The sequence below is a fragment of the Stenotrophomonas sp. 112478_Sma genome (assembly GCF_056479905.1).
Map to the genome: position 1 here is coordinate 4,106,961 of NZ_CM151072.1, position 12,372 is coordinate 4,119,332.

13 protein-coding genes are annotated in these 12,372 nt (G+C 67.6%); 8 read left to right on the forward strand and 5 right to left on the reverse strand.

Annotated elements, in window-relative coordinates; all coding sequences use genetic code 11:
* Positions 1-61: 61 nt before the first annotated feature.
* Both ACZK08_RS18695 and ACZK08_RS18700 read left to right on the forward strand, forming a co-directional pair.
* Complete coding sequence (locus tag ACZK08_RS18695) at positions 62-847, forward strand: AraC family transcriptional regulator (RefSeq protein ID WP_065181450.1); 786 nt, start codon at positions 62-64, stop codon at positions 845-847.
* A gap of 67 nt (positions 848-914) precedes the next feature.
* Positions 915-1,343, forward strand: a complete 429-nt coding sequence (locus tag ACZK08_RS18700) for a DUF7832 domain-containing protein (protein ID WP_065181449.1) — start codon at positions 915-917, stop codon at positions 1,341-1,343.
* 72 nt (positions 1,344-1,415) lie between these two features.
* Here ACZK08_RS18700 and ACZK08_RS18705 read toward each other — a convergent pair whose 3' ends face one another.
* From ACZK08_RS18705 to ACZK08_RS18715, 3 genes are read right to left on the reverse strand one after another with little or no spacing between them, the layout of a single operon-like run.
* Positions 1,416-2,600, reverse strand: a complete 1,185-nt coding sequence (locus tag ACZK08_RS18705) for an ABC transporter permease (RefSeq protein WP_065181448.1) — start codon at positions 2,598-2,600, stop codon at positions 1,416-1,418.
* Entirely contained in the window at positions 2,597-3,343 is a 747-nt protein-coding gene (locus ACZK08_RS18710) for an ABC transporter ATP-binding protein (protein WP_053519572.1), read from the reverse strand. Before ACZK08_RS18710 ends, ACZK08_RS18705 begins: the two co-directional genes overlap by 4 nt.
* Positions 3,340-4,866, reverse strand: a complete 1,527-nt coding sequence (locus ACZK08_RS18715) for an alpha/beta fold hydrolase (RefSeq protein ID WP_065181447.1) — start codon at positions 4,864-4,866, stop codon at positions 3,340-3,342. The genes ACZK08_RS18710 and ACZK08_RS18715 overlap by 4 nt, the downstream gene beginning before the upstream one ends.
* Before the next feature lie 211 nt (positions 4,867-5,077).
* On the opposite strand from ACZK08_RS18715, the gene ACZK08_RS18720 reads away from it, so the two are divergent.
* Together ACZK08_RS18720 and ACZK08_RS18725 are read left to right on the forward strand one after the other, a co-directional pair.
* Positions 5,078-5,578, forward strand: a complete 501-nt coding sequence (locus ACZK08_RS18720; protein WP_065181446.1) for a DUF1203 domain-containing protein — start codon at positions 5,078-5,080, stop codon at positions 5,576-5,578.
* A 213-nt stretch (positions 5,579-5,791) separates the two neighbouring features.
* Positions 5,792-6,961, forward strand: coding sequence for a lytic polysaccharide monooxygenase (locus tag ACZK08_RS18725; RefSeq protein ID WP_065181445.1), 1,170 nt, complete (start codon positions 5,792-5,794; stop codon positions 6,959-6,961).
* Between the two features lie 50 nt (positions 6,962-7,011).
* Here the strand turns inward: ACZK08_RS18725 and ACZK08_RS18730 are convergent, their stop codons facing one another.
* Positions 7,012-7,761 (reverse strand): ferredoxin--NADP reductase, encoded by a 750-nt coding sequence (locus tag ACZK08_RS18730; RefSeq protein ID WP_080375334.1) that lies wholly within the window; start codon positions 7,759-7,761, stop codon positions 7,012-7,014.
* 84 nt (positions 7,762-7,845) lie between these two features.
* Here ACZK08_RS18730 and ACZK08_RS18735 point away from each other — a divergent pair, with 84 nt between their 5' ends.
* From ACZK08_RS18735 to ACZK08_RS18750, 4 genes are all read left to right on the forward strand, one after another.
* On the forward strand, positions 7,846-8,814 hold the full coding sequence (locus ACZK08_RS18735) for an ABC transporter ATP-binding protein (protein WP_164150561.1): 969 nt from the start codon (positions 7,846-7,848) through the stop codon (positions 8,812-8,814).
* On the forward strand, positions 8,811-9,602 hold the full coding sequence (locus ACZK08_RS18740; protein WP_053519566.1) for an ABC transporter permease: 792 nt from the start codon (positions 8,811-8,813) through the stop codon (positions 9,600-9,602). The genes ACZK08_RS18735 and ACZK08_RS18740 overlap by 4 nt, the downstream gene beginning before the upstream one ends.
* 71 nt (positions 9,603-9,673) lie before the next feature.
* Positions 9,674-10,612, forward strand: coding sequence for a 2-dehydropantoate 2-reductase (panE, locus tag ACZK08_RS18745; RefSeq protein ID WP_053519584.1), 939 nt, complete (start codon positions 9,674-9,676; stop codon positions 10,610-10,612).
* Positions 10,609-11,541: a Rossmann-fold NAD(P)-binding domain-containing protein gene (locus tag ACZK08_RS18750; protein WP_065181443.1), complete on the forward strand. Its 933-nt coding sequence runs from the start codon at positions 10,609-10,611 to the stop codon at positions 11,539-11,541. Before panE ends, ACZK08_RS18750 begins: the two co-directional genes overlap by 4 nt.
* Here the strand turns inward: ACZK08_RS18750 and ACZK08_RS18755 are convergent.
* Positions 11,532-12,344: a TatD family hydrolase gene (locus ACZK08_RS18755; protein ID WP_065174512.1), complete on the reverse strand. Its 813-nt coding sequence runs from the start codon at positions 12,342-12,344 to the stop codon at positions 11,532-11,534. The two genes, ACZK08_RS18750 and ACZK08_RS18755, sit on opposite strands and share 10 nt — an antisense overlap.
* Between the last annotated feature and the right edge of the window lie 28 nt (positions 12,345-12,372).

Sequence of the window (12,372 nt, forward strand, 5' to 3'; positions counted from 1 at the left end):
CGGGTGGAGTGCAGTGTGGACGCTGCTGTCTACCGGATCTGCCGTATAACTGCCAGTTGATATGGCATATCAGACATCCCCCGCCCTGATTGACCCGCCCCTGGTGGACACCGCCCGAGGGCCGGTGCTGCTGACCGCGCAACTGGCCCTGGACCGTCCACGCCGGACCGCCCGGCACCAGCACGCCCGCGGGCAGCTGCTGGGGGCGCGACAGGGCCTGCTGCGGATCGAGGCAGGCGACCTGCACTGGCTGCTGCCAGCCGGCCATATGGCGTGGGTTCCGCCCGGACTGCCGCATGCGCTGGCCAGCATCGGCCCGTTCGATGGCTGGAGCCTGTACCTCGACGCGGCGACCTGCACGCGACTCCCGGCACGCCCACGCATCGTGCAACCGGGCGCCCTGCTGCAGGCGGCCGTGGATCGCGCGCTGCGCTGGGCGCCCGCACCGCTCGACGCGGTGCAGGAGCGTCTTGCCGGCGTCATTGCCGATGAGATCGACGCCAGCACACCGCTGCCGCTGGCCTTGCCGCAGCCACGCGATCGGCGCCTGCGGCGCGTTGCTGCGGCGTTGGCGCGTGCACCACAGGACACCCGCAGCGTCGAGGCCTGGTCCCTTGCCATGGGACTGTCCAGCCGCACCCTTGCGCGCCACTGGCGCGCCGAAACCGGCATGACACTCAGCCAATGGCGCCAGCGCCTGCGCGTCCTGCTGGCGCTGCCACGCCTGCTGGCCGGGGAACCGGTGATCAGCGTGGCGCTATCGCTCGGCTACGACACCCCCAGCGCCTTCATCGCCGTGTTCAAGCGCGAGATGGGGGTGACGCCTGCGCGGTATGCAGAGGGCTGACGTATTCAGCACTTCCTCTGCCTGCCCTCGCGCCCCAAACTGCCTGCTGATTTCAGGATGGGAACAGATGAAGTACGACGACGCCAGCTGGCATTCCGGCGGTGACTTCCCCGCAGATCTTCCGGCTGAGGCCGGAGCCACTCACATTGGCATGTACCTGGCATGGCTGCTGCTACAGGGCATGGAAAATGAAGAGCTCGCCGAGGATTCAGAAGAGGACCTGCAGGCACTGCGGGAGCGCAGAACGAGCCCCGGCCGGTTCCTGCTGGAATACAGCGATGGCAAATTCGTCGATGACCTGATCAGTGATGAGGCCAAGATGTTCACTGCCGCATACTACGACCTCGAAGATGGCCAGTATCTCGAAGACTATGAGGAACAGCTGGGGGCCGATGTCCCCGATCTGTACCACGTCGCCGATACCTGGGAGAACTTTGACCAACTGGCCCCGGTGATTGCCCGGCGCTTCGCCGCTTGGCAGGCAACGCGAACCTGAAAACAGCGAGGCCCGGAATGACCGGGCCTCGTTCCCTATCCGCCGGGCAGGGCCCGGCGCTTCCACTGGCGGTCAGCCGGAAATCGCCAGGCGTTCGTTGTGGTAGCGGCGCACGGCGGCAAACCACAGCAGTGCGGCCAGACCGAGACTGGCGCCCAGATAGATCGCCCAGACGCTGGGACTGATCACTTCGTGGCGGATGACCTTCAGCAGCATCTGGTTCTGCGACAGGAACGGCACCGCGTACTGCCACAGCTCGCTCTTCAGCGGGTAGGCGACCAGCGCGTAGCCGGGCAGCATCGGCAGCAGCATCAGCCAGGTCATGTGGCTCTGCGCTTCCTTCATGCTCTTGGCCGCCGCCGACAGGAAGGTCAGCAGCGAGGTACCGATCAGCAGCATCGGCAACATCACCAGCAGCATCTGCAGCATCGAGCCGACATTCATGTTGAACTGGCGGCCGATGTTGCCCGGGGCGATCTGCGCGCTGACCTTGAAAGCCGCCAGGGTCAACAGCAGCGACGCGAAGCCGACCACGCAGGCGGCGGCGATCTTGCCACTGACGATCGCGCTGCGTGAGCCGGGCGTCGCCAGCAGGGGCTCGAGTGACTGCCGCTCGCGTTCGCCTGCCGTGGCGTCCATCACCAGATAGGCGCCGCCGATGAACGAGGTCAGGGTCAACAGCACCGGCAGCAGCATCGACAGGATCATGCCCCGTTTCGCTTCGGCACTGGCCAGATCCTGGCTGCCCACGTCCAGCGGACGCGCGACCTGGGCATCCACGCCGCGTGCCATCAGCCGCAGTGCGCCCACCTGGCCGTTGTAGGTGGCCAGCGCCGCTTCCAGGCGTGCGCTGGGCACTTCGGCGGCACGCCGGGTGCTGTCCTTGATCACCTCCACCAGCGCCGGCCTGCCCGCGGCCCAGTCCTCGCCGAAGTCATCGCTGATGCGCAGCGCGACGTCGATGTCCTGGTTGCGGATGGCCGCAGCCAGGTCCTTGGGTGCTGCGCTGGCGTTGAGCCCCTGCGCGGCCAGGAAGCGGACCAGGTTCGGTGCGTTGTCCGCGCCGATGGTCGGAATCTGCAGCGGTTGCTCGATCTGCGTGCGCACGCGGCTCTCGGCCAGCTTGCCCATGCCCAGCAGCAGCACCGGGTACAGCAGCGGACCGAACAGCAGGGTCAGCAGCAGCGTGCGGCGGTCACGGGAGAGATCACGCAGCTCCTTGCGCATCACCGTCATCAGGGTCGACATCATGCTCATGCGTGCAGGCCCTCTTCGCTGCCGATCAGTTTCACGAACGCATCTTCCAGATTGGCTTCGCCGGACTGCGCGCGCAGCTCATCGGCACTGCCGGCGGCCATGACCGTGCCCTTGGCGATGATCACGATGTGGTCGCACAGTGCAGCCACCTCCTGCATGATGTGGCTGGACAGAATCACGCACCGCCCTTCCTCACGAAGTCCCAGCAGGAACCGGCGCAGTGCACGGGTGGTCATCACATCCAGGCCGTTGGTCGGCTCGTCGAGAATCACATTGCGCGGATCGTGCACGAGTGCGCGCGCGATCGCGGTCTTGGTGCGCTGTCCCTGCGAGAAGCCATCGGTCTGGCGGTCGAGGATGTCGCCCATGTCCAGCGCCTGCGACAGCACGTCGATGCGCTCGCGGATGCGTGCTTCGGACAGGCCGTGCAGCCGGCCGAAATAGGCGATGTTCTCGCGCGCGGTCAACCGCTTGTAGACGCCCCGCGCATCGGGCAGCACGCCCAGGTGGCGACGGACCTCCAAGGGATTGCGCGCGGCATCGATGCCATCCACGCTGATGCTGCCCTGGTCAGGCGTCATCAGGGTGTACAGCATGCGCATGGTGGTGGTCTTGCCGGCACCGTTCGGGCCAAGCAGACCGGTGATGCGACCGTCCTCGGCGCGGAAGCCGACATCGGCCACTGCCTGGATGCGGCCGGTGCGGGTATCGAAGGCCTTGTGCAGGTTGTCGGCGACGATCATGGTTCCCATCCGTTGAACGAGGTGAACGCCGGCACGTAGCTCAGCGTATCCAGGCAGCTGGCATCCAGCGCCTTGGCATCGGTGCTGTCGATGAACTGGCCCAGCAGGCGGGGCATGCAGCCGGCGGAGAGCGTGCCGTGGCCCTGGCCGCGCGCGACCAGTGCGCGCCCCTGCGGCAGCCCCTTGAGCACCTGTGCGGCGTAGCGCGGTGGCGTGACCGGGTCCAGTTCACCGGACAGCAGCAGCGCCGGCACCTCACTGCGCAGCGGTGCGGCATCCGCGGCGGGGGCCGCGGTGTGCGGCCAGACAGCACACGGCGCGAAGAAGGCGCTGGCCACCTCGTTGCCGAACAGGCGCTCGGCATTGGCGGCTGGCGCGTGGTAGCGCGGAGCGTCCTCGCTGCAGATCACCGACCACTGCATGCCGCGGTTGATCTGGAAACCCATGCTGCGGTTGGCACCCCGTGCCAGCGAGGCGAGCGGCGCGTAGCGGCCCTGCGCAGCCTCGTCCAGCACCAGCGGCAACAGCGAGGCGTACTGCGGAACATAGGAGAAGGCGAACGCCAGCCCCATCACGCTGTCCGGCGTCAGCACGTCGCGCCGCGGCGCGTTCGTGCCGGGGTCGCGGTAGTCAACGGTCACCGGCGCGGCGCGCAGCGTATCGAGCACGCCGCGCAGCTGCTTGCTGGTGTCGCTCGGAAAGCGCTTGCTGCACGCCGGGTCCTTGCGGCACTGGGCCGACTGCAGATTGATCGCGTCTTCGAAGGTATTGGCGAAGTCACCCCCGACCACCAGCTCGTTCGGAACGACGCCGTCGATGACGATGCTGCGGGTGTGCTGCGGATAGGCCGCGGCATAACGCTGGGCCACGCGGGTTCCGTAGGAACCACCCACCAGGTTCAGCGCATCCACGCCCAGCGCCTGGCGCACGGCATCCAGATCGGCAACGGCGTCGCGGGTGGTGTAGAACCGCGCATCGGCGCGTCCCTGCAACGAGCTCGCGCAGCGCTGGGCGTAGTCGCGCAGCAGCGCCTCGCTGGGGGGCGCCTCCTCGTCGAACGCCAGTTCCTTGCCATCTGCGCCCAGGCAGGTGAGCGGGTTGGAACCACCGGTCCCGCGCTGGTCGATCAGGAAGATGTCGCGTTGCTTGCGGACCTGGCGCAGGGCGGTATCGACGATGACCGCCACCTCGCTGGCTGCCTGCCCGGGTCCGCCGGCGAGGAAGAACACCGGATCCGGTTGGCCGGAGCCACTGTTGCCCGATTCCAGCCAGGCGATACGGAGGTTGATCTTCCGCCCTTGCGGCTGCGCCCTGTCCTCGGCCACCTGCAGGGTGGCGCACTGTGCCTCGACGTTGGCGCTGGCGCCCATCGTGGTCAATGTGCAGGGCTGGAAGTCGATCTGTCCGTAGCGGCGGCCGGGCGTTTCCGCCGCCGCATCGGCGCTGCCGGAAGGCGCTGCGCCGCAACCGGCAAGCAGCAGGCTGGCCAGCGCGCCGGCCAGTGCGAGGTGGTGTCTTTGCATCGTGCTCGTTTCCCCTGGAAGACGTTCCTGTCGACCACGACGGGCTGCCGCGGAAGATGTGACCCAACTTACACGGGCAGGAGGCTGGCGGCGATGGGCAATCGTCACTGGAAAGCCAGGCCCATGTCGGCCGGATCGAATGCGGCGTCGCATCATGGCGAGCAGCGCAGCCGTCGGCCACGCAGACTCATGGCGAACCCAGGAGATTCCCATGAACGCGTGGTACCTCAGCGGCCTCGATCACCGCCCCTTCCAGCACCTGTTCGAACAGAGCGACCGCGCGCTGGCTGCGCAGGGCATCCTGCGACGCTGGGCCGGGGATCGCGGCGGCCATCCGTGCCGGGTCAGCCTGTCCGACCCCCCAAGTGGCGCCGAACTGCTTCTGCTGCCCCATACCCACCTGGCCACGCACTCGCCCTATCGCGCGTCCGGTCCGATCTTCGTGCAGCGCGGCGCTACGCGCTGCGTCCTGCCCGCCGGGGTCGTTCCGCCCTACGTCGAGCGACGGCTTATCTCACTGCGCGCCTACGACGCGGATGCACTGATGATCAGCGGGCAGGTCTGCCCCGGCAACGAGGTCGGGGTGCAGCTCGATGTGCTGTTCGCCGATCCCGCGGTGGCCTTCGTGCAGTTGCACAACGCAGGCTACGGGTGTTTTTCGTGCCAGGCGGACCGGGTGGATCAGGACGCGCTGACACACGGCGTCGCGTGATCGGCACCACGCACGACGCGTGACCTTCTGCGCATCCGTTCAGGCCTGCGTGAAGCCTGTGGGAAAGGCTTCACGCAGGCAGTCACGGAACGGCACTTCCAAGGTACCGCGCGATGCAACGCACCTCGATACTCGCCGAGGTGCCGCCGACCGTCCGCTGCGCAGCGCAACGCCTGCGGTCACCGTTCCCATCGACGACCACAAGGATGCGCCATGTCATTCCGATCCACACGTGTTGTGCTGACCAGCTCATTCGCAGCCGCCGGCCTGATCTGCCTGGCCAGCAGCGCATTCGCGCACGGCACCATGACCACGCCGGCCAGTCGCGTCTACGCCTGTTTCCAGGGCAATCCGGAGAATCCAACCAACCCGGCCTGCGCCGCCGCGAAAGCACTCGCCGGCTCGCAGGCGTTCTACGACTGGAACGGCATCAACCAGGCCAACGCCAATGGCAACCATCAGGCCGTCGTACCCGACGGCACGCTGTGCAGCGGCAACAACCCGACCTTCCGCGGCCTGGATCTGAACCGCAGTGATTGGCAGACCACGCCGATCCAACCCGATGCGAACGGCAGGTTCACCTTCGTGTTCAAGGCCACCGCACCGCATGCCACGCGTGACTGGCGATTCTTCGTTACCCGCGAAGGCTGGACACCGGGCAGTCCTCTGCGCTGGGCGGACCTGCAGGAGTTCTGCACACTGGGCAACACCCCGCTGTCCGCCGATGGCACGTACAGGCTGCAGTGCCCGCTGCCACAGCGCACGGGCCAGCACGTGATCTACAACACGTGGCAGCGCGCGGATTCGACCGAAGCGTTCTACACCTGCATGGATGTGCGTTTCGAGGGCGGCAGCACTCCCCCGGCATCGCAGTGGCAGGATGCCGGCCCGCTCACCGCGCGTGGCGATCTGCCGGTCGGCACCGTCCTGGCGCTGCGCGTGTTCAACGCCAGCGGCAACGATGTGGAGCGGGTGGAGGCCACACTGGGCAGCGGCGAGACGGCGGCCGCGCAGTGGCCGCTGGTGCTGGCCCGCAAGGTCAATGGCGCCAGCCAGCACGCTCGGGTGGGCGTACTGTCCAACGGCACGATCACGCCGATGGCGTCGGCGACCGGCAACCGGGTCTATCTGAAAGAAGGCAACCGCTTCCAGCTGGACACCCGGGTACCCGATCCGGGCACGCCTTCGCCGGGCGGCGACTTCGACTACGTGTACCCGGCAGGCATCGGCAGCTATGTGCCCGGGCAGACCGTGGTGAAGGGCAGCGATGGCCGGCTGTATGCCTGCCGCCCGTTCCCTGAAGGCGCGTGGTGCAACGTCAACGCCGACGCGTACCGGCCGGGCGTGGGCGCAGCCTGGCGTGATGCCTGGGTGCCGTACTGAGACCGGCGCGGCCTGCGGGAGGCGGCTGGCGCCGCCTCTCCGCAGCGCACTCACTTGCTGCTGACGTACTTCTCGCGGCGGATCTGCGGGTTGCCCAGCCCGGCCGCCTTGAGCAGCTCGGCGCAGGCATCGACCATGTCCGGGTTGCCGCACAGGTAGGCGATATCGGTGGCCGGGTCCGGCGTGAAACCAGCCAGGGCCTGCTGCACGTAGCCATGATGGACGTCGGCGTGGGCCTGTTCCGGCAACTCCCGCGACAGGCACGGAACATAGCGGAAGTTCGCGTGTTTTTCGGCGAAACTGTAGAAATCTTCGCTGTACAGCAGTTCGCCCGGGCTGCGTGCACCTTGCAGCAGGACGACCTGCACGCCGCGTTCGGTCATGGCCCTTTCCAGCAGTGGCAGCATCGAGCGATAGGGGGTCACGCCGGTACCGGTGGCGATCAGCAGATAGCGCGCGTTGTGATCGCCGGGGTTCAGGCAGAACCGCCCGTACGGGCCGGACGCGCTGATCTGGCCGCCGGTTTCCAGCGCCTCGAACAGCGCTGTAGCGGCGCCGCCGGGCACGAAACTGACCGCGATATCCACGGCTTCGCCGGGCCCCAGTGCGTGATCATGCAGGGTGGCCAGGGAATAGCTGCGCTTGGTCTCGGTGCCATCGGCGTAGCTGAAATGGACCTGGATGAACTGGCCGGGCTGGAAATCCAGCGGCTGGCCATCGTCGCGCACGAACTGGTAGTGGCCGACGGTCGGGGCCAGCATGCGGCGGCCGACCAGCTTGAGGGGGAATTGAACAGGCACGACTTTTCGGGACAGTGTGTAGCCGGGGCAAGCCCTCGGGGTCTTCTATAATAGCCCTTCCCCGCCCCTCTCCAGCGCCAGCCCATAGGCGCGAAGGCTTCGAGCTTGGCATCCCTGAACGATACGGCGCCCGCCCTGCGCGTGCGCGACCTGCGCAAAACCTACGACAACGGAACCCAGGCCCTGAAGGGCGTCTCGCTGGAGGTCGCCCCGGGCGACTTCTTCGCCCTGCTGGGCCCCAACGGGGCTGGCAAGTCCACCCTGATCGGCATCATCAGCTCCCTGGTCAACCTCAGCGAGGGCCAGGTGGAGGTGTTCGGCAGCGACCTGGTGCGCAACCGCAGCGCGACCATGCGCCTGATCGGCCTGGTGCCGCAGGAAATCAACTTCAACCTGTTCGAAAAACCCTTCGACATTCTTGTGAACTACGCCGGCTTCTATGGCGTACCGCGCGAGGAAGCGGAGCAGCGCGCGGAAGAGGAACTCAAGCGTGCTCATCTGTGGGAGAAGGCGCAGGTGATGAGCCGCACCCTGTCAGGCGGCATGAAGCGCCGGCTGATGATCGCCCGCGCGATGATGACGCGTCCCCGCCTGCTGATCCTGGATGAGCCGACCGCGGGCGTGGACATCGAGATCCGCCGCGACATGTGGCGGGTGCTGAAGGAGATCAATGCCGCTGGCACGACGATCATCCTCACCACCCACTACCTGGAGGAGGCCGAGTACCTGTGCCGGCATCTGGCGATCATCAACCACGGCCGGATCGTCGAGCAGGGGCCGATGCGTGCGCTGCTGGCCAAGCTGGACGTGGAAGGCTTCCTGCTGGACATCGATGGCGATCTGCCGGTGCAACTGCCGGCGATCGAGGGCGCAACCCTCAGCGCGCCCGACGCGCACACGCTGGACATCGACATGCCACGGGCGATGGATCTGAACCGCGTGTTCGCCGCGCTGAATGAAGCCGGCATCCGCGTGCGCTCGATGCGTACCAAGAGCAACCGCCTGGAGGAGCTGTTCGTGCGCCTCACCGGCAACCAGGAGAAATCCGCATGAGCACCACCGAGCTGACCGACGGCCAGCGCAACCGCGTCGCGCTGCTGACCATCGTGCGCCGCGAAGTGACCCGGATCATGCGCATCTGGGGCCAGACGCTGGTGCCGCCGGCGATCACCATGACCCTGTACTTCCTCATCTTCGGCGGCCTGATCGGCTCGCGCGTGGGCGAGATGGGCGGGTACAGCTACATGCAGTTCATCGTGCCCGGGCTGGTCATGATGAGCGTGATCCAGAACAGCTACGGCAACATCAGCTCGTCCTTCTTCGGCGCCAAGTTCGGCCGCCACGTGGAAGAGCTGCTGGTGAGCCCGATGCCGAACTGGGTGATCCTGTGGGGTTACGTGGCCGGTGCGGTACTGCGCGGCCTGATGGTCGGCGTGATCGTGCTGATCATCGCGATGTTCTTCACCCCCGTGCGCATCCCGCACCCGCTGGTGACACTGACCACGGTGCTGCTGGGCGCCACCATCTTCTCGCTGGCCGGCTTCATCAATGCCGTGTACGCGAAGAAGTTCGACGACGTGGCGATCGTTCCGACCTTCATCCTGACCCCGCTGACCTATCTGGGCGGCGTGTTCTATTCGGTGAAGCTGCTGCCGGCCTGGGCTGAAGCAGCGACCCATGCGAACCCGATCTTCTACATGGTCAACGCGTTCCGCTACGGCCTGCTGGGCAGCAGTGACGTGCCGCTGTGGGTCGCGTACGCGCTGATGATCGGCTTCGTGGTGGTGCTGACGGCGGTGGCGCTGTGGCTGCTGCGCCGCGGCGTGGGCATGCGCAGCTGAGCGCCGATCGCCGGGGTCGCGATCCCCGGCACACTCGCAACATTGGTTCCGCAGACAACGGTGAACGTGCAATGCGCATCCTGATTCTCGGCGCCGGCGGTACCGGCGGTTACTTCGGCGGCCGCCTGGCCCAGGCCGGTGTGGACGTGACCTTCCTGGTCCGCCCTGCCCGCGCCGGGCAGCTTGCACGCGATGGACTGGTGATCCGCAGTCCAGTCGGCGATGCCGCCTTCCCGGTGCAGCACGTGACAGCCGATGCGCTGCCCGCGCTGGCCCGGGAGAGGCCCTTCGACCTGGTCATCCTCAGCTGCAAGGCCTACGACCTGGACAGCTCGATCGAGGCCATCGCGCCGGCGGTGGGCCCCCGCACCACCGTGCTGCCGATCCTCAACGGGCTGCATCACTACAACGATCTGGATGCACGCTTCGGCCGCGAGGCGGTGCTGGGTGGGCTGTGCTTCATCAGTGCGACCAAGGCACCGGACGGTGCGGTGGTGCATCTGGGAAAACCCGCCAAGCTCACCTTCGGGGAACGCGACGGTGGCGCGCTCTCGGCGCGCGTGCGTGCCTTCGCAGCCGCCTGCACGCAGGCCAACCTCGATCACCTGGCCAGCGAACGCATCGGCCAGGAGCAGTGGATCAAGTACACCTTCCTCACCGCGCTTGCCGCGGCGACCTGCCTGTTGCGCGCGGACATCGGCACGATTGTCGCGACCGATGATGGCACGGCCATCGTGCAGGGCCTGTACGACGAGTGCCTGGCCGTGGCGGAGGCGGCCGGTGAGGCAGTCCCGGCGGCAGCGCAGGACACTGCGCGCGGCACGTTGACCCAGGCCGGCTCGGCATTGAAGGCCTCGATGTTGCGTGACCTGGAGGCCGGGCAGCAGGTGGAGGCCGGCCACATCGTCGGTGACATGCTGGCGCGTGCACGCAGCGCCGGCCAGCAGGGCGTGCTGCTGCAGGTCGCCTACAGCAGCCTGCAGGCCTACCAGGCGCAGCGCCGGGCGTGAGCCTGACGCTGCCGGCCGGTCCGTTGCCCGGACGGGTGCTGATCCTGGGCATGGGCTGGAGCGGGCGCGTACTGGCGGCTCGCCTGGAAGCGCTGGGCGTGCAGGTCGCCGGCACCGTACGCGATCCGGCCACGGCAGCCGTGGATGGCCTGCGCTGCCATCGACTCTGCGCTGGAACAGCACCTGCACCCGCGCTTCTGGATGACATCGCGCGCGCCGATGCGGTGCTGGGCAGCATACCGCCCGATGCCGACGGCGACCCGGCAGTGCGCATGCTGCGCACGGCACTGGAAGACAGTCCCGCATTGCAGTGGGTGGGCTATCTGTCGTCGACGTCGGTGTACGGCGACCGCCAGGGCGGCTGGATCGATGCGGACAGCGTGGCCGACGCCACCGGGCCTGCGGGCCTGCAGCGCCTGCGCGCGGAGTCGCAATGGCGCGCACTGGCCAGCCGGCGCGGCATCGCCTCGGCAGTGTTCCGGCTGCCCGGGCTGTATGGTCCCGGCCGCAACGCACTGGTGCAGCTCGCGCAGGGACGTGCCCGCCATGCGCTGAAGCCGGGCCTGTTGTTCAACCGCCTGCATGTGCAGGACCTGGTGGCGGTGATCATCGCGGCGATGCGGCGACCCGCCCTGCAGGCGCTGTACTTGCCCAGCGACGATGAGCCGGCACCGCCACAGGACGTGCTGGCCTTCGCCGCGCAGCTGGGAGGCTTTGCGATGCCACCGGCAATGGCGTGGGACGACCCGGCGCTGAGCCCGGCCCTGCGCCGCTTCTACGAAGGCAGCAAGCGCATCGACAGCCGCGGTACGCGCGAAGCGCTGGGGTGGGCGCCGCAGTTTCCGACGTATCGGGAAGGGCTGACGGATCTTGCCGCTTCGCTCGCCGGGCATGGCCGAGCGTTACCGGATCCGGGCATTCACGGCTGACGTGTAGTGTCGGCGTCGGGCAGCCGGAAGAAGGCACGGGCCGCCGCCGTTGCATGGGCTGCGGTCAGCACGACGTCCTCGCCACGATCACGGGCCAACTCCTCGACGATGTGCGAAAGGAACATCGGTTCGTTGCGGCGATCCTTCGGCATCGGCTTGAGCGTGCGCGGCAGCAGGTACGGCGCATCGGTCTCGATCATCAGGCGATCGGCCGGGATGCTCTTCACCAGCTCGCGCAGGTGCGCCCCGCGACGCTCGTCGCAGAGCCAGCCGGTGATGCCGATGTACCAGTCCTGGTCGAGGTAATCAAACAACTCCTCCCGTTCACCGGTGAAGCAGTGCACCACCGCCGGCCCGAGGCGACCCTCGAAGTTCTTCATCTGCGCCATGAAGTCGGCGTGCGCGTCGCGCTGGTGCAGGAACAGCGGCTTGCCGTTCTCCGCCGCCAGCTGCAGCTGGCGCTCGAACGCACGGTGCTGGGCAGGTCGCGGCGAGAAGTCACGGAAGTAGTCCAGTCCGCACTCGCCGACCGCCACCACTTCCGGGTGGGCATGCAGGGCGCGCATCTCTGCATCGCATTCTTCGGTGTACTCCACCGCATGATGCGGGTGTACGCCGGCCGTCGCATACAGGAATCCCGGATGCTGCTGGGCCAGCTGCAGCGCCAGCGGAGAGTGCTCGCGGCTGGCCCCCGTGACCACCATCTGCACCACCCCGGCCTGGCGGGCACGCTGCAGCACGGCGTCGCGGTCGCGGTCGAAGGAGTCGTGGGTCAGATTGGCGCCGATATCGATCAGGTGCATGGTCATCGCGGAGGAAATGTGCCTGCGC

What these genes read in the sequence shown, in the direction of transcription:
- panE (WP_053519584.1), top strand. Translation starts at nt 9,674, where the DNA reads ATGCGCATCCTGATTCTCGGCGCCGGCGGTACCGGCGGTTACTTCGGC.
- ACZK08_RS18740 (WP_053519566.1), top strand. Translation starts at nt 8,811, where the DNA reads ATGAGCACCACCGAGCTGACCGACGGCCAGCGCAACCGCGTCGCGCTG.
- ACZK08_RS18695 (WP_065181450.1), top strand. Translation starts at nt 62, where the DNA reads ATGGCATATCAGACATCCCCCGCCCTGATTGACCCGCCCCTGGTGGAC.
- ACZK08_RS18710 (WP_053519572.1), bottom strand. Translation starts at nt 3,343, where the DNA reads ATGATCGTCGCCGACAACCTGCACAAGGCCTTCGATACCCGCACCGGC.
- ACZK08_RS18705 (WP_065181448.1), bottom strand. Translation starts at nt 2,600, where the DNA reads ATGAGCATGATGTCGACCCTGATGACGGTGATGCGCAAGGAGCTGCGT.
- ACZK08_RS18755 (WP_065174512.1), bottom strand. Translation starts at nt 12,344, where the DNA reads ATGCACCTGATCGATATCGGCGCCAATCTGACCCACGACTCCTTCGAC.
- ACZK08_RS18700 (WP_065181449.1), top strand. Translation starts at nt 915, where the DNA reads ATGAAGTACGACGACGCCAGCTGGCATTCCGGCGGTGACTTCCCCGCA.
- ACZK08_RS18715 (WP_065181447.1), bottom strand. Translation starts at nt 4,866, where the DNA reads ATGCAAAGACACCACCTCGCACTGGCCGGCGCGCTGGCCAGCCTGCTG.
- ACZK08_RS18720 (WP_065181446.1), top strand. Translation starts at nt 5,078, where the DNA reads ATGAACGCGTGGTACCTCAGCGGCCTCGATCACCGCCCCTTCCAGCAC.
- ACZK08_RS18725 (WP_065181445.1), top strand. Translation starts at nt 5,792, where the DNA reads ATGTCATTCCGATCCACACGTGTTGTGCTGACCAGCTCATTCGCAGCC.